21 protein-coding genes are annotated in these 23,701 nt (G+C 52.3%); 2 read left to right on the top strand and 19 right to left on the bottom strand.

Translation table 11 applies throughout. The annotated features are described in order from the left end of the window. Nucleotides 1–2: 2 nt before the first annotated feature. From CBW46_RS18315 to pdhA, 3 genes are all read right to left on the bottom strand, one after another. A complete protein-coding gene (locus CBW46_RS18315) occupies nucleotides 3–1,376 on the bottom strand; it encodes a dihydrolipoamide acetyltransferase family protein (RefSeq protein WP_089201418.1) in 1,374 nt (457 codons plus the stop codon). Nucleotides 1,377–1,622: 246 nt separating this feature from the next. Continuing rightward, nucleotides 1,623–2,603 (bottom strand): alpha-ketoacid dehydrogenase subunit beta, encoded by a 981-nt coding sequence (locus tag CBW46_RS18310; RefSeq protein WP_089201417.1) that lies wholly within the window; start codon nucleotides 2,601–2,603, stop codon nucleotides 1,623–1,625. A gap of 18 nt (nucleotides 2,604–2,621) precedes the next feature. Continuing rightward, entirely contained in the window at nucleotides 2,622–3,695 is a 1,074-nt protein-coding gene (pdhA, locus tag CBW46_RS18305; RefSeq protein WP_089201416.1) for a pyruvate dehydrogenase (acetyl-transferring) E1 component subunit alpha, read from the bottom strand. A gap of 210 nt (nucleotides 3,696–3,905) precedes the next feature. On the opposite strand from pdhA, the gene CBW46_RS18300 reads away from it, so the two are divergent. After that, nucleotides 3,906–4,634 carry an alpha/beta hydrolase gene (locus CBW46_RS18300; RefSeq protein WP_089201415.1) on the top strand — a complete coding sequence of 243 codons (729 nt, stop codon included), beginning with the start codon at nucleotides 3,906–3,908 and terminating at the stop codon, nucleotides 4,632–4,634. Between the two features lie 144 nt (nucleotides 4,635–4,778). Continuing rightward, on the top strand, nucleotides 4,779–4,997 hold the full coding sequence (locus CBW46_RS18295; RefSeq protein WP_089201414.1) for a hypothetical protein: 219 nt from the start codon (nucleotides 4,779–4,781) through the stop codon (nucleotides 4,995–4,997). Between the two features lie 198 nt (nucleotides 4,998–5,195). Here the strand turns inward: CBW46_RS18295 and CBW46_RS18290 are convergent, their stop codons facing one another. From CBW46_RS18290 to CBW46_RS18205, 16 genes are all read right to left on the bottom strand, one after another. Next, on the bottom strand, nucleotides 5,196–6,029 hold the full coding sequence (locus CBW46_RS18290) for a lipoate--protein ligase family protein (protein WP_207802328.1): 834 nt from the start codon (nucleotides 6,027–6,029) through the stop codon (nucleotides 5,196–5,198). A gap of 269 nt (nucleotides 6,030–6,298) precedes the next feature. Beyond that, nucleotides 6,299–6,547 (bottom strand): hypothetical protein, encoded by a 249-nt coding sequence (locus CBW46_RS18285; RefSeq protein WP_089201412.1) that lies wholly within the window; start codon nucleotides 6,545–6,547, stop codon nucleotides 6,299–6,301. A 62-nt stretch (nucleotides 6,548–6,609) separates the two neighbouring features. After that, entirely contained in the window at nucleotides 6,610–7,134 is a 525-nt protein-coding gene (locus CBW46_RS18280) for a GDYXXLXY domain-containing protein (protein ID WP_089201411.1), read from the bottom strand. Then, the gene (locus CBW46_RS18275; protein WP_089201410.1) at nucleotides 7,127–8,353 is read right to left on the bottom strand and encodes a DUF2157 domain-containing protein; all 1,227 of its coding nucleotides are present in this window, start codon (nucleotides 8,351–8,353) and stop codon (nucleotides 7,127–7,129) included. Before CBW46_RS18275 ends, CBW46_RS18280 begins: the two co-directional genes overlap by 8 nt. Nucleotides 8,354–8,920: 567 nt before the next feature. Continuing rightward, on the bottom strand, nucleotides 8,921–10,702 hold the full coding sequence (locus CBW46_RS18260) for a peptidoglycan D,D-transpeptidase FtsI family protein (protein WP_089201407.1): 1,782 nt from the start codon (nucleotides 10,700–10,702) through the stop codon (nucleotides 8,921–8,923). A 125-nt stretch (nucleotides 10,703–10,827) separates the two neighbouring features. Beyond that, nucleotides 10,828–13,005, bottom strand: a complete 2,178-nt coding sequence (locus CBW46_RS18255) for a methyl-accepting chemotaxis protein (RefSeq protein WP_089201406.1) — start codon at nucleotides 13,003–13,005, stop codon at nucleotides 10,828–10,830. A gap of 292 nt (nucleotides 13,006–13,297) precedes the next feature. Continuing rightward, nucleotides 13,298–14,578: a peptidase U32 family protein gene (locus tag CBW46_RS18250; RefSeq protein ID WP_089201451.1), complete on the bottom strand. Its 1,281-nt coding sequence runs from the start codon at nucleotides 14,576–14,578 to the stop codon at nucleotides 13,298–13,300. A 71-nt stretch (nucleotides 14,579–14,649) separates the two neighbouring features. Next, nucleotides 14,650–15,582 (bottom strand): peptidase U32 family protein, encoded by a 933-nt coding sequence (locus CBW46_RS18245; RefSeq protein WP_089201405.1) that lies wholly within the window; start codon nucleotides 15,580–15,582, stop codon nucleotides 14,650–14,652. 6 nt (nucleotides 15,583–15,588) lie between these two features. Beyond that, entirely contained in the window at nucleotides 15,589–16,671 is a 1,083-nt protein-coding gene (gene mltG / locus CBW46_RS18240) for an endolytic transglycosylase MltG (RefSeq protein ID WP_279386474.1), read from the bottom strand. A 106-nt stretch (nucleotides 16,672–16,777) separates the two neighbouring features. Next, nucleotides 16,778–17,074 carry a DUF1292 domain-containing protein gene (locus CBW46_RS18235; RefSeq protein ID WP_089201403.1) on the bottom strand — a complete coding sequence of 99 codons (297 nt, stop codon included), beginning with the start codon at nucleotides 17,072–17,074 and terminating at the stop codon, nucleotides 16,778–16,780. 24 nt (nucleotides 17,075–17,098) lie between these two features. Beyond that, entirely contained in the window at nucleotides 17,099–17,404 is a 306-nt protein-coding gene (locus CBW46_RS18230; RefSeq protein ID WP_089201402.1) for a DUF1292 domain-containing protein, read from the bottom strand. A 5-nt stretch (nucleotides 17,405–17,409) separates the two neighbouring features. Continuing rightward, entirely contained in the window at nucleotides 17,410–17,829 is a 420-nt protein-coding gene (ruvX, locus tag CBW46_RS18225) for a Holliday junction resolvase RuvX (RefSeq protein WP_089201401.1), read from the bottom strand. A 59-nt stretch (nucleotides 17,830–17,888) separates the two neighbouring features. After that, a complete protein-coding gene (locus tag CBW46_RS18220) occupies nucleotides 17,889–18,152 on the bottom strand; it encodes an IreB family regulatory phosphoprotein (RefSeq protein WP_089201400.1) in 264 nt (87 codons plus the stop codon). 108 nt (nucleotides 18,153–18,260) lie between these two features. Then, nucleotides 18,261–20,894, bottom strand: coding sequence for an alanine--tRNA ligase (gene alaS, locus CBW46_RS18215; RefSeq protein WP_089201399.1), 2,634 nt, complete (start codon nucleotides 20,892–20,894; stop codon nucleotides 18,261–18,263). Between the two features lie 522 nt (nucleotides 20,895–21,416). Then, nucleotides 21,417–22,052 (bottom strand): ABC transporter ATP-binding protein, encoded by a 636-nt coding sequence (locus CBW46_RS18210; protein ID WP_089201398.1) that lies wholly within the window; start codon nucleotides 22,050–22,052, stop codon nucleotides 21,417–21,419. Next, a complete protein-coding gene (locus tag CBW46_RS18205) occupies nucleotides 22,052–23,701 on the bottom strand; it encodes an ABC transporter permease (RefSeq protein ID WP_243633388.1) in 1,650 nt (549 codons plus the stop codon). The genes CBW46_RS18210 and CBW46_RS18205 overlap by 1 nt, the downstream gene beginning before the upstream one ends.

Below are 23,701 nucleotides of genomic sequence, written 5' to 3'. Positions count from 1 at the left end.
TGTTACACCTCCATAATGAGCAGCTCTGGGTCAGCCAGCAGCTGTTTAATGTAGTTCATGAAGTTTTGAGCTGTTGCGCCGTCAATGATACGGTGGTCGAAGCTCAACGATAGAGCCATAACCGGCGCCACCACGATTTCACCGTTTTTCACCACGGGTTTCTCGGTGATACGTCCGGTGCCTAGGATGGCTACTTCAGGGAAGTTGATTATAGGCGTGAAGAACATGCCGCCTGCAGAACCGATGTTGGTGATCGACAGCGTGCTGCCTTTCATTTCCGCCGGCGCCAGCTTGCCTTCGCGGCCGCGGGTCGCCAGATCTTTGATGGATTCGGCGATAGCCCAGATGTTTTTACGGTCTGCATCATGGATGACCGGCACGATCAAGCCATTATCGGTGTCCGTAGCGATACCGATGTTATAGTATTTTTTGTAGACGATCTCGTTATTTTCTTCGTCGATCATCGCGTTCATTGCTGGGAACTGCCGCGCCGCAGCAATCAATGCCTTAACGATGAACGGCAGGTATGTCAGTTTCACGCCTCTTTTTTCAGCCGCGGCTTTAGCTCTGCTGCGCAGGGCGACCAGTTGGGTGACGTCGACTTCGTCCATCAGCGTAACGTGAGGCGCAGTGTACGCCGACTTGATCATCGCATTCGAAATCGCCTTGCGAATGCCCTTGAACGGAACGCGTTCCTCCACGCGCTCTCCCGGAGCAGCCGCTACCGGCGCTGCCGCCGCACGAGGAGCTTCAGCCGCAGGAGCTTCGCCGGCCGCTGCAGCCGCTGGCACACCGCCTCCCTCGGCAAACGCTAGAACATCTTCCTTCGTCACACGGCCGTTGCGGCCGGTCGCGCTGACTTGCGCGATATTTACGCCGTTCTCACGCGCCAGCTTGCGCACGCTCGGCGTTGCCAGCACCTGGCGGCCATCCGCGGCACCAGCTGCAGGCGCTCCCGCTGGTGCGTTGCCTGCCAGCGGTGTGTCCAGCTTCGCGTTCGCCACATTCGCCGCGACCGAGCCGCCTACGGCACACTCTGCGCCTTGATTCGTCTCAGGAGAAGCTACCGCGTCCGCCGCGGGAGCGGCAGGTGCGCTTTCGCCGTGCGGATGGTTCGCTTGCTGAGGCACTTCGCCTTCCACCTCGATCGTTGCAATCAGATCACCGATCGTGCACACGGTACCTTCGGCAGCCTTAATCTCAACGATTTTGCCTGCCACCGGTGACGGCACTTCTACAGTAGATTTATCGTTCTGCACTTCCATAATAATCGTTTCATCATCCACAACGTCGCCTGGCTTGACAAGCCACTTGACGATTTCGCCTTCATGAATCCCTTCTCCGAGCTCCGGGAACTTATATTCAAATACGGCCACGTTTGCAACCTCCTAAGGATGGCGTGCAGGACTTGCAGCATGTCGCCGTTGTAGGCACCGCAATCCCGCAACGCGTAAGATATAATGGAATGGCCTTGCTGCAGATTCGGCAAGCCTTGTTAAGTATTTAACCTCACATCGGCAGCTTGTACCGCCTCGCGGCGCAGTCCAGCCCGATTGGCGCACTGCACCCAGCGGCACTCGCCCACCTCGTGAGTGTTCTCAGTATTCTTATGAGGTATGTCTTTAGAAATCCAGTACTTTGTTCAATCCTTCTACCACACGGGCAGGGTTAGGCAGCCATTGGTCTTCTACCTGCGCAAACGGGTACACTGTGTCCGGCGGAGCTACACGCAGCACCGGCGCTTCCAAGTGCAATATTGCTTTTTCGTTGATCTGGGCGATGACTTCCGCTGCCACGCCTGCCGACCTTTGCGCTTCCTGTACGACGATCGCCCGGTTGGTTTTCTTGACGGACTCCACTATCGTGTCGATGTCTAAAGGGCTCAACGTGCGCAGGTCAATAACCTCGACTTTTGCACCGCGTGCTTTTTCAATTTCTTCAGCTGCTTTCAGTGAGGTATGAACCATCGCGCCGTAGGTGATGATGGTAGCGTCCGTGCCCTCGCGGACCACGTTCGCTTTTCCGATCGGTACGGTATATTCGCCTTCCGGCACTTCCGCGCGGAACGAACGATACAAGTTCAAATGCTCCATGAAAAACACCGGATCGTTATCACGGATCGCGGAAATCAACAAGCCTTTCGCATCATACGGGTTGGAAGGAACAACCACTTTGAGCCCCGGTGTCTGTGTCAACAATCCTTCCAATGGGTCCGTGTGCAACTCTGCCGCCTTCACACCGCCGCCGAAAGGAGTTCTGAAAGTGATAGGCGCGTTATAACGGCCGCCGGAACGGTAACGCATACGAGCTGCCTGTACAACGATTTGGTCGAAAGCTTCAAAAATGAAACCGACAAATTGAATCTCGGCAATCGGACGGAAACCTTGTACCCCGAGTCCCACTGCCAAACCGCCAATTGCGGATTCAGCCAGTGGCGTGTCGAATACGCGGTCTTCGCCGAATTCGGCTTGCAGCCCCTCTGTCGCGCGAAACACTCCGCCGACCTTACCCACATCTTCCCCGAATATTACAACGTTAGGATCGCGTTGAAGCTCGACACGCATCGCGTCCTTGATCGCTTGAATCATCGTCATTTGTGCCATGGTCTTCTGTTCCTCCCCTTACCCGATATAATCGGCTTTTTGCTCTTCCAAATGAGCCGGTGTTTGCTCGAACATGCTGTCGATTAAGCCTGGGATCGTCATTTTCTCAGCGGCTTCCGCCTTTTTGATTTGTTCCGCCACCGTGTTTTTAGCTTCTTCTACCACTTTATTTTCTTCTTCGTCCGTCCACAGGCCTTTGGCCATCAAATACGTGCGGAAGCGGTTCAAAGGATCTTTCGTCGCTTCCCATTCTGCAGTCTCTTCTTTCGTCCGGTACTTGGAAGGGTCATCTCCCGACATCGAGTGAGGCAGGAAGCGATAAGTGATTGCTTCGATGAGAGTGGCACCTTCACCGTTGCGTCCGCGCTCAGCCGCGTCTTGCACAGCTTTCACTACGGCCAGTACATCCATTCCGTCTACTTGTACACCTTTCACACCCGCTGCTATTGCTTTGTGTGCAATAGAAGGAGCCGCTGTTTGCTTGGAAAAAGGAGTTGTAATCGCATAGCCGTTATTTTGCACTACGAAAATGGTAGGCAGCTTAAACGCTCCGGCAAAATTGAGGCCTTCATAGAAATCGCCCTCGGACGAGCCCCCATCACCGGTGTAAGTGATCGCTACCCGTTTTTCACCGCGCTTTTTGAATGCCATGGATACGCCCATTGCATGAAGGATTTGTGCACCTATAATAATTTGCGGCATCAAAACATGTACATCAGCGGGAATTTGTCCCCCGTGCTGGTGGCCGCGAGAGTACAAGAACGCTTGATACATCGGCAGACCGTGCCACACGATCTGCGGCATGTCGCGGTAGCCCGGACAGATAAAATCATCTTTAGTCAAAGCGAATTCACTGCCGATCATTGTCGCCTCTTGTCCGGACACCGGCGCGTAGAAACCAAGGCGGCCTTGGCGGGTTAAATTGACAGCCCGTTGGTCCCAGGTGCGCGTAAACACCATACGTCTCATCAATTCTCTCAATTGATCGTCAGTCAATTTCGGCATTTCTTTTTCGTTCACCACGCTGCCATCCGGAGCCAACACTGACAAAGGCTGCACTTCGGACGCTGCCACTTCATACGGCTTACTCATGTACATTCACCTCAGCTATAGATTTTGATGCCTTGTAATTGCAGTTTCTGTTATAGTAGTATTATAAACCTGTTTTATCGCACAGCACAACCGCACACTTGGAATTATAAGCTCTTTTTCTATGTAAAGCTATATAACAGTTTGCAAATACATATAATACAGATGATAAATTTTTACAAAACTATTATAATACAATGGGAGGTTTGTCCAATGGATGAATCCATCTATTACAAACGCACAATCGTCAAAGAACTTGTACCTTCTCAAGTTTTGGACGCACCCCGCTCAGTACGCGTCTACTTGCCTCCCGGGTATCAAGAACTTATGTCCTATCCTGTTATTTATTGCCAAGATGGAGAACAATTTTTCAACTTCGGCCGAATTGCCACACAGATGAACCGTCTGATCTATGACGAAGGTGTCGATCCTGCCATTATTGTGGGGGTTGACGTCGATACCGCGACGAGAACATCGGAATATGCGCCTGAGGGCTCGCGATTCGCTGCATACTGCCGGTTTTTCACACAGGAGCTGCTCCCGTATGTCGAACAAAAATACCCGGTCAGGACCAGAGCACAGGAGCGTATTTTGGCGGGGGATTCCTTGGGCGGGACAGTCTCACTGCATATTGCCTTAGATTATCCTCACCTATTCACCAATGTTATATCCTTGTCAGGGGCTTTTTTGGAGCTGTCGCGCGCACGCGCCGCTGAGGAAACCGACCTGTCGTGGCTTCGGCTTTTCATGCTGATCGGGTTGGACGAGCGTGAGGTGTCAACCGGGCGGGGCACGTTTGATTTTGTCGAAGCGAACAGGCTCACGAAGCGGCTGCTTGAAGCCAGAAACTGCCGGCTGACTTATGTGGAAAAGCCGGGCAAGCATCTATGGGGCTTCTGGCAAACGGAGCTGCCCGCCGCGATCAAGCATTTTCTATCATAGGCGCGCTCAGGGGGGGGCTGCGCTACAATCTATGTTACTTGGCCGTTCGGCAGCGTGTGTTGCTGTACGAGTGCATGCCAAGTGACATGTGCGTGCCCTGCTACTACAGGACCATATGTATTTGAAGAGGAGTTGGTTGGCACCGTGGAACAATATTCGGTTTTAATTGGAGTTATAATCGAGAAGCTGGATCAAACGTACAAGGATTTGAAGTTCAACTACGACGGCTTGAATAGCGTGCTCCAATCGCACACTACCGAAGAGACGGAAAATACACCGGAGCTGCTCACTATGAAGGAACTACGCGATGTATATGGCGAGCTCATTCATCGACTGGAGACGCGGCTGCCCGGTATCAAATAAGCGGAGTGCTCAGCGCGCACCGCTGCAGCTGGCGCGTACTACGGCTTGCGAAGGTTCCGCCGAGAACGCCCCCGTCTCAGGCGTCTGACAGCCCATAGCGCTGCCGAAGTGTCTCAACAGCCGCCGTTACCTGCCGCTCGTCCGGCAGCTGAAGTGAGGGCCACGGCTTGCGAAGATGCCGCCGAGAACGCCCGCGTCTCAAGCGTCTGACAGCCCATAGCGCTGCCGAAGTGTTTCAACAGCCGCCATCACCTGCCGCTCGCCCGGCAGCTGAAGCGGCTTTTGCTGTGCTACTTGCAACGCTTGCTTGTGTTGGCGCACCGTTTGCTTCACAGCGTCGATAAACTCACGCTCATCGCCCAGCTTCACAAGCTCCTCTAAGCTGGCCATACTGTTCTCGGTCACATGCGGAAAACAATGCCCGTCCGCCCCCTGGGCTGCGATATTGTAAAAATCCCGGGCCAGCGACGCTTTGCTCTGCCCGCTGCCGCGCACTACAACGAACGCCTGTACGACAAAAGCGTGTGCCTGCCGACGTTGGGCAATGCCACAGAATTTGCGGCCTCCCACGCTGAGGTCGTAGTCCCCAGGACAATAGGAGCCCTTGATCTCCCCTTTGGCCACATTCGGTGACAGTGCCCTCAGCGCGTCTCGGATCAGCCGGTACATCAGTTCAAAGTCATGACGAAAATCGATTTGACCCTGCCGCTTAGGCAAAATCAAAGAGATGTTGACCACACCCAAATCCAGCGGAACGGCAGCACCGCCGGAATTCCTTACGGCGACGGAGTATCCTAGCGATTCGAGCCAGCGTTTGGCTTCACGCACATGCGGAAGCCTGCTGTCTCTCAGTCCCATGACGAATGCCCGCGGATGGCGCCAAATATGTACCATCGGCGCACCGCCGCGGCCTGCTTGTCTGCAGAGCAGCTCATCCAGGGCAAACGGCACCAATACGTCCGAGGGCTCGATTTGCTCGGTGCGGTCCCATATGAGTGTTTCTGCCGGTAATGTCCATTGATTACTTCCCATTGTCATTCTGCTGCTCCCTTACCGTTGCTCCTAGTCTCGTACGATTAGTGAGTCTCTTAAGTAAGCTCATTGTAAAGGGAGAAAGCGGAACATGCAATGTTTATCACTGGGTGCGACGCACATCCACCCGCAGCTGGCTCTCCCGCCACGCCACAACCATCGCACCGCCAGCGAACGATAAAAAAAGGATCTGCTATGCCAGACTCGAGTACTGCTAATAGTTATCCTTTGGGTGATATCGCGCCATCCAACAACTTCCCAGCTCGGCTCTATTCTTGCTCGCTCGCCTTCCTCGGCCGGTCAACGAACCGGTCATACTGTGCATATCGGTCGTCCACTTCTGACGCCATCTTACGGTATCTTCTCGTTTCCTCAACTACGGGATCGATTTCCGCCTGAATCCGTATCTCAGTTTTCACTGGCAATCTCCGGCGCGCCGCTTCCTCCGCGTCCTCGGCATTCATCTCGCCCTCCGTGAGCCTCTGCGCCAACTGCTCCTCTACTTTATCAGAAGCCATGAACTTTCCCTCCTCACTCATCATCTGCAATCTGAGTCTCTTTTCGCTTTATATTACCCATGTTACTCCAAGCCGATCAGTCTCGGTTGCCCCCAGGCAGCCACTTTCACGACAGCGATCATATCGCCTGCTGTTCGTTCCAGCTCGACCCCCGTGCCTTCCGGCACATAATATCGTTCGAGCCCGTATTTTACTTGGATTCCTCCATCCCAGGCCGCCTGTACCCTGCCTTTCACTGCCACTTGGCCGGCTTCGAGTCTTGGTGCCGCCTCGTACACCCCTGCCGCCTCATACAATCCATCCACGGGCTTCAGTGCAACATACACCGCGCTTCCCCGCTTCGGTGCTTCTCCTTTACCATGCCACAAGGCTGGCGAGAGCTCGCTGATTTTGTATCTCAATGTGACATAATCACCGTACAATAGGTCACGTGGATCGACCGGAACCGTCTCTAGCTTGATTTCTGTACCGTACCAGCCCACAGCATAATACGAGCCCGCCATACCGGCTAAAAACAACACTTGCAGAACAACCAACGGCATCAGCAATGTAGTTCGGAGAGATCTTCCCTGAGCTGTCTTAATCATGCCGGCGCCCTCCTTCCGCTTGATCGAAAAACTGCTTTTTCTTACGGCCCAGGAACCAGCTGAGCGCAAACAGCAGCAAACCGCCAATGATGAAGAACAACGATTTATTCATAAATGCCCAAGTTAATTTGCCGTAAGCTACCATGCTCGCCACAATAAACAGCACCATGCCGAAGTTAATTTTGCAACGCCACTCCTCGGCATATCCTGTCCACAATACATATAAGGAGAAGAAAAACAGCGTCAGCAGGTACAATACGTCTGCCCCTGCGGGTAAGAAGGCAAACGGAACTGCCAAGATCCATTCAAAAGCGGTGATTCCCCGCTTTCTTTTGATTTTCCCTGCGACAGAGATGCCAAACAACACCGTCATCGCGAGTAAGAAATACGATGGTTCAGGCAGTATGTGCCGGAAATCACCCTCGCGCGTTACATCATAAAAAATAACGGCGGCAATGTTGAAAATGAAAGCTCCAATCAGCGGGACGGCCTGCAGCGCATAACCGGTGCCGCGATTTTTCCACCAGTCTCCCAGCGCATACAAGGCCATAGCGGACACAAACCACCACAAAAATTTCCAATCCTGACTTACTGTGAGCATGATTGCCTGAATAATGCAGCTTACACTGAAGCACCACGCCAGGAGGACGTCCTGATGCTTCCACAAATAGACACCCAGTCCGGTAAGCATCACGCCGAACGCCACAGCACTGAAATGATGCATCCCATTCACGCTGTACCATTGGGCTCCTGTGAAAATCAAGATACTGATCAAGTACAAAAAACGGCGCCTGTAAAAATAAGTCAATAACGTGCCCACCGTTCCCCACACGATGAAAGAGGCAATGTCATACGCGATCAGGTGGAACATTTGCCCCACCAGGACGATGCCTCCGCCAAAGCTAATTAGTCCTAACGCCATGAGCGCTATGCCCAACCTTTGGCTGCCGTGTCTGCTGAACAGCTCCCCGCCTGCGTACAACGCTACCATCAATGCAACTATCATTCCAAGCCGGAACAGCTCATGTATGTCCTGCCAGTTGGCGGCGACAAAACTAAGCACACCTAGTCCCACCAGAATGCTCCCCATCAGCGGGAGCATCCCGAACGCATGCTTCTTATCCTCGTACAAGCTTAAAATTTGATTATACTGCTCGGAACTGATAATTCCGCGCTCTACCCAGTGCAATCCCTCTTTTTCCACCCATTTTCTGCTCACAGCGCCTCACCTCTTTGCTGAGTTCCCTCAATTAAAGTATATTCAAGGGCTGTATACGCAGTAAGTACTAACTTATGATAGTACCAGAACATAGGTTTGCTATTGAAATATATTCGACAACTTATAGCACAGCATTTAAAAAAAGGCGAGACAGTCCGGACGTACAACGTAGAATTAACCGTGCGGCGGGTGCGTAAGGTGCGGATACAGGGCGGAGCGCTGCTGGAGGAAAAAGCGGAGGTGGGGGAGGCGCGTGGTACTCCGATGAGCAGCTCAATTGGCTCGCGGAATTATGCCATCGCATGAGGAAGGTAAGCCCGCGTTTGTGGTCATCCATCAACCGCTCCGTACGCCGAGAACCGACGGGCGGCATGTACCGGTTGATCCGTGCCAAAGAGTTCCGCGCGATTCTGGAACCGTACAGAAATGTGTGTGTTATATTCGGACACACCCATCGCAACTTTGTTGGAGAAAACCTGCGGCCGAGCGGCGAATTCCACTACCTTAGCGCGGTCGGATCTGGCGGAATCCGGCGCCATGTCTTCACGGTCCGCTTCTATTTCGCAGCTATGAACCGTCGGCGAGAATATTCATCACCTCGCGAAAGAGGACAGCCGCCTTGTTAGGCGCCGATTCAGGCATATTCTGCACGAGAACGGCCACGGCAAACTTTGGCTCTTCGACAGGTCCGTACCCGATAAACCATTGGTGGACAACAGGACGTCCGTGCTTGTCCGTCACCTGAGCAGTACCCGATTTAGCGGCGAGGGACCACTCAGCGGACTGCAGCACCTTTCCCGTACCATGTTGGACGACATCCTGCATCCAATCCAACATGATATCCGCGGTACGTTCCGAGACGGCTCCGGGAAGTCCGCTCACACGCCTCTCATCCAAAGATTGCATCAAACGGCCGTTGTTGAAGCGCACCTCGTGGACGATGCGGGGTGACAGCACTTCTCCTTGGTGCAACAGCGTGACCACCATGTTGGCGGCCTGCAGCGGCGTGACCAACACGTCCCGCTGCCCGATCGCGGACTGTGCCTTGACCCCGCCATCTTCGATGGCTGTTGTTGGTGCGAATATCTGACCGCGTTCCTCAGCATCCCATGCCCGAAAATCACGCTGCTGCATAAAATCTCCTTTCCAGCCGACAGGAACGCCTAGACCCAGCTGATTGGCGTATGCTTGCATCGACGAGCCCTGTAATCGTTCAGCTATTTGTGCAAACACAATGTTGCATGATTGCGCGTAGCCGTCCCGGAGGCTAATGCGGCCATGTCCTTCTTTCTTCCAGCATGTCAAACCATATTTCCCAAGCGTACCGTTGCAGTCAAACAGTTCTTCCGGATCTGCCAGCTTCTCATCCAGCGCCGCAGCGGCCGTCACGGTCTTAAAAATCGATCCCGGAGGGACCGCTTTGAGTGCCCGGTTGCTCCACGCCCCACTCTCCAGATCCACGCGCGCGGGATGAAAAGCCGGCCGGCTCGCGATGGCGACCGCGTCTGCATTTGCTGTATCCAATACAACGACCGCGCCTTCCTTCACCTGCAGCGCGGCCATCGCTTGTTCGACGCGCCGCTGTACACTTAGGTCTAGCGTCGTCATGATCTTTAGCGGATAATATTCATTGCCGGGTGACACGACCCGGGTGGCCAAGCCGGGCAGAGGCCGCTTGAAGCCGTCGGTAAACAAAGCCACCCTGGTTGCTCCGATCCCATGGAGCCAGGGCTCAAACGTCTTTTCCAAGCCTGCCCCGCCGATCGCGCTGGTCAACTGCATCTGTCCTTGCTGGAACTCAGACATATACTGCCGGACGATGCGTGCTGGATCCTGGCCTACATAGCCAATGAGCTGGCTGGCCGGCTGTGGAGCTGCATACCGCTCTTTCACACGTGTTACCTCGAATTGGGGAATCTGCAACGCTCTTATCGCGGCAATCTGCTGCGCATCCAGTTCTACCGTCATCCCGTCTTCAGCCCACACCGCAGGTGCTGTCAGTCCTTTTCTGAATTCCTTCCACTTATCTTCGGTCGTATGTAAAATCCGCACTATACGGTGATCAACCTCATCCTGGGATGCCGCCGGCCGCTCCTGCACCGGAAAGACTGTGAGAGCAGGGATCTCCCCTCCGGTGAGAGGCTGACCCTGTCGGTCATAAAAGTCACCGCGGCCGGTGTCGAGCATGAATGCTTTTGCGCGTTGAATAACGCTGTTCTCGACCAGATCAATGTCGCGCGCGCTCCAACTGCGGGTGGCGGCAACCTGGATCCAGAACAAGCGGACATTAAGAGTCAATAGCAAAGCTGCAATGCCGAGCAAAATGTAAAAAATTCGGTGCTTAATCATGGTGTCGACCCCCTGCGTTGTTGTCGTAAACTGCAGCATGTTATACCGGATAATAGTACCAGTATGATCGACTTGCCCACGGCTCAAACAAAACAAGCACCTGTCATGCAATTGCCGCCTGCCGCCTAGACATCGAACCTGCTCAGAGACTCCTTCAGAGAATCCGATAGCCGCTCCAGCTTATCGGACAGGCTAACCAGGCTCGAACTCACGTTCAGCTGCTCAGAGCTCAATGATGCCACTTCTTGCGAGGTAGCGGAAGATTGCTCCGCCACAGCGCTGACGTGAGCCATCGCCTCTGACAGCACCAGCTGTGCTGCATCCAGATTGCTGATTGATTCCGTTACCTCCGACAGCTGGCCGATAAAATCTCCCATGTTGCCCTGAACCTGCTTAAAAATCAAGTCCGTTTCTTTCACGGACATGATTTGCTCCTGAAATACCGGATAGGCGTCGGATAACACCGTGACGGTTTCATCTATCTCTCGTTGGATGGTGTCGGTGATTTGGCCGACCACATCAATCGACTGCCGTGACTGGTCTGCCAGCTTGCGAATTTCATCGGCTACGACCATAAAACCTCTGCCCGCTGCACCGGCACGGGCCGCTTCGATGGTAGCGTTGAGAGACAAAATATTGGTCTGCTTCGACACGCTGCTCAATACTTCCAGTATCTTGCGAATTGAACGCGTGCTTTCCTTCAGATGATCTACTTTGTCCACCATGCTCCGTGTCATGGACTCAGTCTTATTCGTTTTGTCGATTAACTGTGACATGTATTGAATACCCTGCTCACTGGATTTCTGCACTTGCGCGGCCGATGTACCCATTACCATATGGGCTTCTATCACCGTTTTCATTTGCACCGAGATGTCATGTGTAAGCTCGTTCCCTCTTTCTGATTCCACCGCCAAGCTGGACGCGCCCCCCGCAATCTCTTCGGTTGCCACTGCGATCTCTCTGGCCGATAGAGCCGTCTTCTTGGATGCGTCCGCAAGCTCCGTTGACGTCTCGAGCACCGCTTGTGCGGATTGGTTGGTTTGCTGCACCAACAGCGTGATTTTTTCCATCATCTGATTGAAACTGCCGCCCAATTGGCCAATCTCGTCTTTGGAATGTACGGCCATGCGTACTGTGAGATTCCCTTGCTCACCCTCCTGCATCAGGTTGCGAAGCACAATAACTGGACGCCCGACCATTCGAGCTATCATAAGCCCGATGACTGCAGCAATCACAGCGGCGATCAGCGCCATAATCCAAGTGATGTTCGAAATGACTTTCGCATCTCTCACCAACTCATCCACCGGCATGACTCCAACGGTATACCAGCCTGATTTCAATGATTTATAGTACACAAGCTGCATATCTTCTTTGCCGTTCATGGTGCTGTTTCGGTTCGGTTGAAGAGAGTCGGCTGTCACATCGGGATTTGTTTTTTGCGCCAGTTCGGCTTCTTCTTGGGAGTAGATCACGTTCATATCTTGGGTGATGATTAACGTGTCGCCGCCTTCGCCCAATTGCAGCTCGGACACCTGTGCGGCCAACAGCTCGACCTTCATCTCCAGCAGTAATACTGCCTGTGGACTGTTGCTGCCGGTGCTCTTCATCAATCGGCCCACAGCAAATGTTCCGCTAGGGCTGCCGGCGTCAGAGAACCCGCTGGTTCTTGTTTCGAGCCAGGTGGCCCGCCCATTGCTTTCCACAATTTTCTTAAACCAATCCTCTTGGGTAAGGTTTTCCTTCGTGGGAGTAGTGCCCGCTGACGCTACCGGGTCCCCGGAAGGCAGGAACATCTGCAAGGACCGCACATTGCTATTCGCGTAGGAATATGTATTCAGCCGGTCTTCTACAGTTTTGCGCAGCTGCAAGTAATCGAAGGATGACTTATTAGCCGCCGGCATCTCTGCCAGCGCTGTCTTCAACTGTTCATCCAACAAAATCTGTATGGTCAAATCCTCCAAATTGCCATACATCAGGTCAAGCTTCTTACCCGCTTGGATAATGGTCTGCTCCGAAGCCTCGGCCACCTTAGCTTGAATGACCCCTTTGGAAATACTATAAGACGTGAAACCAACCGTGAGCACGAAAAACAGGATGCTGACAAGAAAAATCAAGAACAACTTCATGCCCACTGATTTCACCGGATTTTCCAGGCGAGTGCCTTTCACTGCCCCCGCCGCTCTGCTCGCTGATCGAACAAGAAATCTGAGCGCCGCAGTGCCGATACTCTTAAGGCCGCCGCCGGATACCTGCTGCGTTACTACTTTACCGATCCTGGCTGTCCATTGCTTCAGCACAGACATTATTCCCCGCACCGGAACCACCGCCCTAGTCTAAGATAGTACAACGAATTGGAGTTCACCCTCACACGTACTTCGACAGTATTTGCCATGTTGTGTATGGTTAACCGCTTTCATATTTCAAAAATAGTTCCACCGCCTCACACATTGAGCATCATTTTATGTCAATATATGCTAATCGACACGTAGGATGATATGCTTTTTTACTTAGTTTGTCCATGGGTCTAACGGCCTATAACAATTAAAAAAGCCGCTTCTATGAGCGGCTCTCCCTGCATACTTTATGAAAATTTTATTATTTTCCCATCTTTTTACGCATGATATCATACGGCTTCACCGGATGCTCCACCTTCAAGAGGATCGTCTGCATCGGATGCCGGGCAGCATCCAGCTGTTGTCCCAATTCATCCTGTATCGCCGGAACCGTCTGCTTGAAGATAGTGCCCTGCGGTCCGAAAAATTCGATTTCCTGGCCCGGTTTAAAATGATTTCGCTGCTGAATCGCAGCCGTTTGGGTGGCCGCATCGTAGGCCATCACGACACCAACAAAATCATACGGCGCAGCCTTATCCTCCGGCTCAAATATATGATCTTCATGATCGGGACGATCATAGAAAAAGCCCGTGTTTAAAGGGCGATTTGCCGCCTTATTGATCTCGTACAGCCACTCCGCCTTAAGCTCATAGTTCTCCGGATCCGCAAAATAAGCATCGATGGCCTGACGGTACGCATTGATCACTGTCGCCACGTAGTGCACGCTCTTCATTCTTCCCTCTACTTTGAAACTGTCCACACCCGACCTGACCAGTTCAGGGATATGCTCAATCATACACAAATCTTTGGAGCTCATGGAGAAAGCATCGTCATTAGCCTCGAATAACGGCAGTTCTTTTATGCCCACTTGTGTCTGATCCTCTCGTGTTGTGAACAAATCATACTTCCAACGGCACGATTGCGAACATCCGCCGCGGTTGGAATCCCTATCCGTAAAATGATTGGACAATACACAGCGGCCGGAATACGAGCTGCACATCGCTCCGTGCACAAAGACTTCAATCTCGACGTCGACTTTATTCTTTATCTCCATGATCTCATCCATGCTCGCTTCACGCGCCAACACGACTCTATCGACACCCTCATCCTTCCAAAACTGCACGGCCTGCCAGTTCATCGTAGACTGCTGGGTGCTGAGATGGATTTCCAGCTTAGGCGCCACTCTTTTGCACGTCTCGATGATAACCGGATCGGCCACAATGATAGCCGCCACACCCGCATCTTGGATCCCGCGCAGGTACTCTTCAATGCCCGCGATATCTTCGTTGTGGGCGAAAATATTGGTCGCGACAAACACTTTCGCCCCATACCGCTGTGCGAATTCCACGCCTTCGCGCATCTCTTCGAATGTGAAGTTGTCGGCATTGGAGCGAAGACCATATTGCTGCCCGCCGATGTACACAGCATCAGCTCCGTAGTGCACAGCGAATTTCAGCTTCTCCAAGCTGCCTGCGGGCGCAAGCAATTCCGGCTTTTCTAAACGGACGCGCTTGCCTAGCATTTGCTCCTTCACCAATGTCATGTGTTTGCACCCCTTGTTTTCAAACTCTTTGATGATTTCAACTAGCCCGGTTGGATTTTGCATTACCTGTTTTAATATACCTGCTCCTTGTAAAAGAAGCCGAAAGAAAGCTCACGCCGCGGGTCCTGGATCTCGCGTATTGCCTCCAGCCATTGCTCCTGGAATTCGTAATTGGCGGGATCCGCAGTGTACGCATCAATCGCTGCCCGATACGCTTTGATTACAGTCTCGTTGTATTCTACCGATTTCAAGAGCGGCTCAATTCGCAAACTGTCAATACGGCCCTCCATCAGCTCATGCAGATTTTCTAACATACAGACATCGTCTGAGCTCATGATATGCGTTCCATTCACGTCCTCATATACTGGATACCGCTCATCTTTGCGTTCCTGCTCTATTAAAAACAAGCCGTCTTCCAGGCCTTTACCTGCTTGCAGTCCGCCGCGGCTCTGGTGGGCTTCATAGTTGGAAACCAAATCACGTTTGGAGTGATAAATGTTGGTGATCCCATGCACTTGAACCTGCACTTCCATGTCGGGTAGATTTTGTTTGATCTCGATGGTCTCGTCCATGTTGAGTTCCCGCGCCAGAACAACTCTCACAGCCCCTTGCGAAGCCCAATAGCGTGCAGTCTCGTAGTTGGTGGACGTCATCTCGGCATTCCAATGCAGCGGCATGCCCGGGGCGGCTTGTCGGATCGCAACGAGCACTGCCGGGTCCCCGAACACCACCGCATCTGCGCCTAGTTGGTGAATCTCACGCAAATAATCTGGCAGAACAGGCAGCAAATCATTGTCCAAGATTTTGTTCACCACTACATACACTTTCGCGCCGCACGCATGCGCCCGCGGAATGAAAGTCCGCAGATCATCCACCATAACTTGACCAGGCAGCCGCATACCATAACGATGCTCTCCGACCGCCACCGCATCCACACCCGCTTCGATGTAACGCTGAGCTTCCGCCACCGAACCGGCTGAAATATACAGCTCGGGTTTATTCATTCAAGTCTAGCTCCCTTCACTATCAGGTGTTTCTTGTATATTGCCGTTCTTTTTGCTTGCAGCATTATTTTGCCGGTGCTGTTCGAACGTTTCCCCGAATAAATGCCCCTTTGTGCCATCTTTTTTAGTAACATAAAAGAAATAATTGCTTTCTGCCGGATATATCGCGGCTTTGATCGAGGAGAGGCTTGGGCTGGCAATCGGTCCCGGCGGGAGTCCGGTATTCAGGTACGTATTGTACGGGCTCTCAAGCTGCAGATCCTTCTCGAACAGCCGCTCCTTTTGCTTATCGAACATATACTGCACTGTGGCGTCAATTTGTAGAGGCATGCCTTTTTCCAGCCGGTTATGTATAACGCTGCTGACGAGCGGCCTCTCTTCCTCTATCGCAACCTCTCTCTCAATCAGCGAGGCAATAGTCATCATTTGATGGAAGTTTTGCCCGCGCGCAGCCATGTCCTCTCGCCAGCTCTCCGGGAGCATGGCCAGCTTCTTGTCCAATTCCAGCATCATCTGGTCAATCACTTGTTCCATGGTGATATCTTGCTTCCACTCGTACGTCTCAGGAAACAAATAACCTTCGAGTCTACTTCTCAGCTGATCGTTAGCAGGAATCTCTTTGAAAACCTTTGCCGTGAAGCCCTGATATTGTTGGGCGGCCTGAATAAATGCTGCAGGATCCTTCCCAAACTGTTGGCCGACCTTGTCCGCAATTTGCGCGACGGTAAAACCTTCGGGCACCGTGAGCTGAATTCCCTGCTGCTTCACGACCAAGCCTTTATTCAGCATATCGATGATTTCGTCGAGCGGCATGCCGGGCGTCATCTGGTACTCCCCAGCCTGGAATTTATGGCCTTCGTTTGTCAACTTCAAATAGTATGCAAACACACGCGCGTCTCGGATCAGACCCTGCTGCTGCAGTATTTGAGCTATGTTTGCGGAGCCGCTTCCTGCCGGCACAGACACCTGAACCGCTTCTGACGCGGCCGGGGGCGGCTGCAGAGATTGCCTCACATACAGAGCTACACCAGCGGCAGAAACTATGACAATAATTGCAGCAATAACAAATAATCTTTTTATGACAGTCACCTTCTTTCCAGCGACCACATTCCCACGTCTTAGCGACGGGGGCCGGTAACAATGAAAAAGAGCGGAGTTGTCTCCGCTCAGCTCGTGTACACCAGTGGCCGTCTGCTTATGCATCGTTGGCGGGAAAAGTTAGCTCGTCATAGAGCTCCGAAACGTTCTCCCATTCGTCATCGTCTTCGATAGTCTCCAACTCAAGCTCGCCGTTCGCACCCGCGATCACCCGGTAAATTTCCGGTTCACCGTCCCGTTCCTGCTCAAGCACGGCGTATGACCGTTCTCCCAGCTGAAACTCGGACAGCAGCTTGTATACTACGGAGTTTTCATTTTCATCATATAAGATAATATCATCTCCGTACTCGCGGCGCAACCGGTCGGTCTCTATCAGATCCTTGAGTTCGTACAAAATGGAGTTCCTCCCGTGTGTTCTCTATTGAGAGTTTTCTTCTTCCTCGTTAAATTCATCCATCAAGGTGTTAAAGGTTTCCTCCACGATGTTCCACTCTTCCTCGTCCTCGATCGTGAACAACTGCAGGTCGTCTCCGTCCTCTTCGTAACGAAACGCATACACTTCATCGGATTCCTCTTCGGCGTCGACAGGAACGACCATCATGTACTTCTTGTCCGATCCGTCGACCTCGAATTTCATGATCACTTCGAACTCTTCTTCATTGCCTTCCTCGTCCGGAATAAAAATGATTTCCGGCTCTTCTTGCAATTGTTCCTCTTTAGACATGTCAATCACCCTTTCGAATTGGAATCCATATAGCCTTGCAAAATGAGTGCAGCAGCCATCTTGTCGATGACCTGCTTGCGTTTTTTACGACTGACGTCAGCTGCGATCAATGTGCGCTGCGCCGATGCCGTCGTCAATCGTTCGTCCCATAAATGGACAGGCATGCCTAGTGTTTCCTGCAAGGACTGGGCGAATGCGATACAAATTTCTCCACGCGGGCCTATCGTGTTATTCATATTCTTGGGCAGTCCGACGACCAGCTCCTTAACATCATACTGCTGTATCAGCTCACGAATCCGGCTGACATCGCGCTCCGAGGTGGTCCGCCTGATCACTTCGACCCCTTGAGCGGTCCAGCCCAATTCGTCACTAACCGAGATGCCGATCGTCTTATCCCCATAATCCAAGCCCATTAACCGGTTCATCGTTCATTAAACTCCCAAAGTACAGCCTTTGTCAAATTTCACTTGCGCTGGATGTACTATTATGATTTATGCTGCTGCAAATAAAAACGGACCAACTCTTCAATCAGCTCATCGCGTTCCCGTTTACGGATTATGCTTCTGGCATTATTATGACGGGGAATATATGCGGGGTCTCCAGACAGCAAATATCCTACAATCTGATTGATCGGATTATAGCCCTTCTCTTGGAGAGCGTCGTATACCGTCAACATGACATCCTTGGGCGATGTTTCGATCTCTTCCGCTTTCACGTTGAATTTCATGGTTTTGTCCATCGAACTCATGCCAGCACCCCCCTTTGCATCGTAGTGTTGTTAATCTTATTGTACAAATGGCTCTGTTGTTATATTCGCGATTTGTCGAAAAATTCCTGTTTGTCTGGCTAAATTTATTTACACGCCAGCCTGCTCTTTGACCCACTGTGCCACATTGTTTAATGCGTCCTTGAGCTTCGAGGCGTCCTTGCCGCCCGCTTGTGCCATGTCCGGCCGGCCTCCGCCGCTGCCTCCGACAACAACCGCCGTTGCTTTAATCAGCTTGCCGGCATGATAACCTTTGGCTACCAAGTCCGGCGTCACCGCAGCGACCAGGTTTACTTTGTCATCGACCGCTGCGCCGAGCACTATAATTGCCGAATCCAGCTTCACTTTCATCTCGTCGACAATACTGCGGAGCGATTCCATGTCTCCTGCGCTAACCTGTGCAGCAAGAACAGGCACGCCTGCAATCTCCTGGAGCTGATCGGTCAAGGCGCCCGCCTCAATTTTACCTAGCTTCGCTTTTAGAGATTCGTTTTCACGGGACAGCTCCTTCGTTTGAGCAAATAAAGCCTCGATGCGCTTCGGTACGTCCTGGATGTTCGACTTCAGCATGCCTGCCGCCTCGCGGAGCAGTTCCAGCTGCTGATCTAAATAATTATACGCATTACGGCCTGTAACAGCTTCAATCCTGCGTACTCCGGAACCAATACCGGATTCGCTCACCAGCTTAAACAGCCCGATTTGGCTCGTGTTGCTCACATGGCAGCCTCCGCACAGCTCGAGACTGTAATCGCCGACTTGAACCACGCGGACGACGTCACCGTACTTCTCACCGAACAGTGCCATCGCGCCCATCGCTTTGGCCTCCGCAATAGGTTTCAATGAAATGCCCACCGGGATGCTTTTCCATATCTGCTCGTTCACACGCTGCTCGATGTCCTGCAGTTCTTCCGCAGTGATACTGCCAAAATGCGAGAAGTCAAAGCGCAGTCTTTCGGGAGCCACCAATGAGCCCGCCTGGTTAACATGCTCACCCAGCACCTCTTTGAGCGCTTCATGGAGAAGATGAGTAGCCGTATGATTTTTAATGATATCCTCGCGAAGCTCTTCGCTCACCGCGGCCTTGACAGCGGCTCCGTTACGCAGCACGCCGGCTTCGACGACAACCGTATGCACATGCTGGCCGTGAGGCGCTTTGCTTACATCCTCGACTCTAAGCCGGAGGTCGTTGTCGCCGGTGATGTAACCGTGGTCGCTCACTTGTCCTCCGCTCTCCGCGTAAAATGGCGTACGGTCCAACACCACCTGGCATGTCTCACCGACACCCACTAAGTCCACCAGTTCATTCTCGTGGACGATAGCCTCCACCTTGGCAGATGCTACCAAATCATTATAACCAACAAACTCGCTTTTAACCGTCAAATCGGCCAGCGGTCCGCCCTGTACCTTCATGCTTTCCGCGTCCTGGCGGGCTGCTCTGGCCCGGTCACGCTGCTCCTGCATAGCCTGATCAAACCCCGCACGGTCAACCGTCATCCCTTTTTCCGAAGCGAAGTCTTCCGTCAAGTCGAACGGGAATCCGTATGTGTCATACAGCTTAAACGCGTCCGGGCCGCCAATAGCGGTGGCGCCTGCCTTCCTCGCATTTTCAATCATGTCAGCCAAAATCAAAAGCCCGTCAGACAGAGTCTCATGGAATCGTTCCTCTTCCGTGCGGATCACCTTCTCGATAAATTCACGCTTGTCTACCACTTCCGGGTAATAGACACCCATAATTTCGCCTACGACCGGAGTAAGTGAGTACAGGAACGGCTTATCCATGCCGATCACTTTACCGTAACGGACAGCCCGGCGCAGCAATCTGCGGATAACATAGCCCCGGCCTTCGTTGGAAGGCAATACCCCGTCAGCCACAGCGAAAGCAACTGTGCGTATGTGGTCGGCGATAACTTTCAGCGCCACATCGTGTTCTTCATTCGCGTGATAGGTTACGCCGGCCAGCTGACAGGTAGCTTGAATGATAGGCTGAAATAAATCCGTGTCGAAGTTGGAATCGGCATTCTGCAAAATCGAAGCAAACCGTTCCAGCCCTGCGCCGGTATCGATGTTTTTGTTGGGAAGCGGAGTGTAGCTGCCGTCCTTGTTATGGTTGAACTGAGAAAACACAAGGTTCCAAACTTCCAAAAAGCGCTCATTTTCCCCGCCCGGCCAACACTCGGGATCGCTCAGGTCGCCGTACGCGTCACCCCTATCGTAGAAGATCTCTGTGCACGGACCGCACGGGCCTTCGCCGATATCCCAGAAATTCTCCTCCAGCTTATAGATGCGTTCGGCAGGCAGGCCGATCTTTTTATTCCACATTTCAAACGCTTCAGTGTCCTCCGGATACACAGTGACCGACAGCCGTTCCGCATCGAAGCCGATCCATTCGGGACTCGTCAAAAACTCCCACGCCCACGTGATGGCTTCCTCTTTGAAGTAGTCACCGATCGAAAAATTCCCCAGCATCTCGAAAAACGTATGGTGACGGCGAGTCTTGCCCACGTTCTCGATGTCATTGGTGCGAATGCACTTCTGCGAGTTCGCAATGCGCGGATTGTCGGGTATCACCCGGCCGTCGAAGTAAGGTTTCAACGGTGCCATCCCCGCATTAATCCACAGCAAAGACGGGTCATTGTGCGGCACTAGCGGTGCGCTTGGTTCAATGTTATGGCCTTTGCTTGCAAAAAACTCCAGCCATTTGGAGCGTATTTCACTTGCTTTCATCATATAACCTCCTCTATGTTCGCTAACTTTTTTGCTTATCGGCTTCTTCGTCTGCATAAAAAAAACGCCCCTGCATACAGGGGCGATTTGATCGCGGTACCACCCTGGTTACTGTACGAACACCACAATTACGCGGTAAGGCACCGTGCTGCCGTACAATCTCCTTAGACGGATAACGAGTCCAACCGGTGGATTTGGTCCACACTCCGAAATTAGCTTTCCGCCATCCTTCATTCATAAGGTTCTCACAGCTAGATTCATCACATGAAGGAATCTAGAACCTACTCTCTGGCAAATGGGCTATGGCGTACTGGATTTCATCGACGTTTTTCACATATTATGCATGCCCGTTATTGAGAAGGCCGGGCTTTATGCCGTAGGATTATCTTGTAAAAAATTATAAACGTACGGCATGCAGAATGTCAACTGCGCCACAGGAGGCGTCAAACAGCCGCTGTTTGAGCTCGCCTGCCCGGCGCGTGGCTTCCGCAGGCAGCGGGTTACGACGCTGAGATGTTTCAATCAAGCCATCGTGAATACCCGGTCGCAAATGGCTTCCACATCGCGCTCATCATGCGTCACAAACATACAGGTCATCTTCGCCGTTCGAAGAATGCTTCGGAGTTCGCTGCGGATGTGTTCTTTCAAGCCTGCGTCCAGGTTGCTGAAAGGCTCGTCCATTAGGAGCAATGCCGGCTGCGGGGCTAACGCTCGGGCGAGCGCTACTCTCTGCTGCTGTCCTCCGCTCAATTCGTGAGGATACCTCTGAGCAAAGTCCGCCATCTGGACCAGGTTCAACATTTCGGCCGAGCGCTTAGCACGATCGCCCGCAGAGAGCTTGTGCAGTCCGAACTGAACATTCTTCGCTACGCTCAGATGTGGAAACAGTGCGTAATCCTGAAAAACCATGCCCACTCCTCTTGTTTCCGGCGGAATAAACGTGGCGGAGTCCAGCACCGTCTTGCCTGCAATGGTGATGGAACCCTCGGTCGGCGATTCCAGCCCTGCGATGAGCCGCAGCAGCGTGCTTTTACCCCGTCCGCTGGGTCCCAGAATGCCTACTATTTCTCCTTGAGCCATAGAAAAAGAGAAGTTTTCGATGATTTTTGATTTGCGTGAGTAAGCAAAGGACAAGTTTCGAATATCGACAAAAGACATTACTCCATCCTCTTTCCTAATTGATGAAAGGCCAACACCGAAATCAAGCTGATGCCAACGATAATCAACGAAGGCACCGAGGCCTCCAAAATTTGTTCATCGCCCGCATATTGATATGCCTTTGTCGCCAAAGTCTCAAAATTAAAAGGCCTGAGCAGAAGCGTGATCGGCAGCTCTTTGATAATCTCCACGAACGTTAGGATAAAGCCGCTCAGCACAGCCCCTTTTATAAGAGGAAGATCGACCTTAAAAAAGGTTCTCGTAGGCCCTATCCCCAGCAGTCGGGAGGCCTCGACGTATTTCGAACCAATCTTTTCAAAGCCTGCCTCCACTGCGTGATACCCGGTAGCCATGAAACGAATCACATAGCCGAACACCGCCATCGCGAGTGACATGCTTATGATTAACGGAGCTTTCCCCAACCCCATCTGATTGTATAACGGCGCGAGGCTTTTATCTAAATTGATGCACACCGCCAAAACCCCTATCGCTATAATCGCACCCGGGACCGAGTAGCCCGCTGTTACGCCTCTGGACAAGAATGAGGCAAAACCGTTTCGCTGCCGCCGGCAAACATTCGCCACCACGACTGACAAAACCATAATAATCACAGTAGCCATCAGTGCGACCCGCAGCGTGTTAAGCGTAAGCTCTATAAAGGTTTGATCAAACACAGCTTCATACGTCCATGTGGCCCACACCACAAGCTGCACAAGCGGGATCAACAGTGAAAACAGAAAGATCAAAAAACAAACTGCAGCAGCCGCACCTGCGCTAATTCCTTGCAAACGCTGCGGAACGAGCGGCCTCATCTTGCTGGTCGAGGAGCTGAACATCCGGTGACGCCTAAGCAGACGCTCCGCGATGAATATCCCTATCACTACAATCATAAGCCAGGCTGCCAGCCTCATAGCCGAATCTACATCATACATGCCGAACCACATTTTAAATATCGCCGTCGAAATGGTCTGCACCCCGAAGTAGCTCGATACGCCGTAGTCACTTAACACCTCGAATACGACGAGCGTAACCCCTCCGATGAGAGCAGGACGTGAGATCGGCAGCACCACACGAAAAAAAATCGATACAGGACCTCTCCCCAGCAGCCGGGCATTCTCGACATACGATGCACTCTGACGTTCTAGAAACGATCTGGCTATGAGATACACGTAGGGGAACAAAAACATCGTAAAAATAAACACAGCCCCCTGGATCGACATCACATTGAAATAGCTTTGACTTAAGGAGAGACCGAATTGATTCCGCAGCGTTTTTTGCACGATACCCGTGTAGCTCAACATGTTCGCGTAAGTGTAAGCAGCGATGTATGGAGGGATCGCGAGCGGCAGTATGAGCGCCCAGCGGAAAAAGCGCTTCATTGGAAAGTCATAAGCGGCTACCAACCACGCCAACGCTAACCCTATCACTACAGTGAAAAAGCCGGTGAACAGCACGAGTACCAGCGAGTCCAACATGTAATCCTGCAGTAAAAATTGCTTGATCTGCTCCCAATTTCGATTGGGTTTTTGGAATAATACCGTGAATACATAGAAAATGGGCAGCATTAATACCGCTGCCCCAATTACGCTTATTAACATCCAACTGTTGGCGTGCTGACGAATGTCACGCGCTGCAGTTTGCAAGTTCAT

Source organism: Paenibacillus xerothermodurans (assembly GCF_002220865.2).
GTDB classification, from domain to species: Bacteria; Bacillota; Bacilli; order Paenibacillales; family NBRC-103111; genus Paenibacillus_S; species Paenibacillus_S xerothermodurans.
Note: the sequence above shows the minus strand (reverse complement) of the source record. Positions and strands in the feature narration are given on the sequence as shown.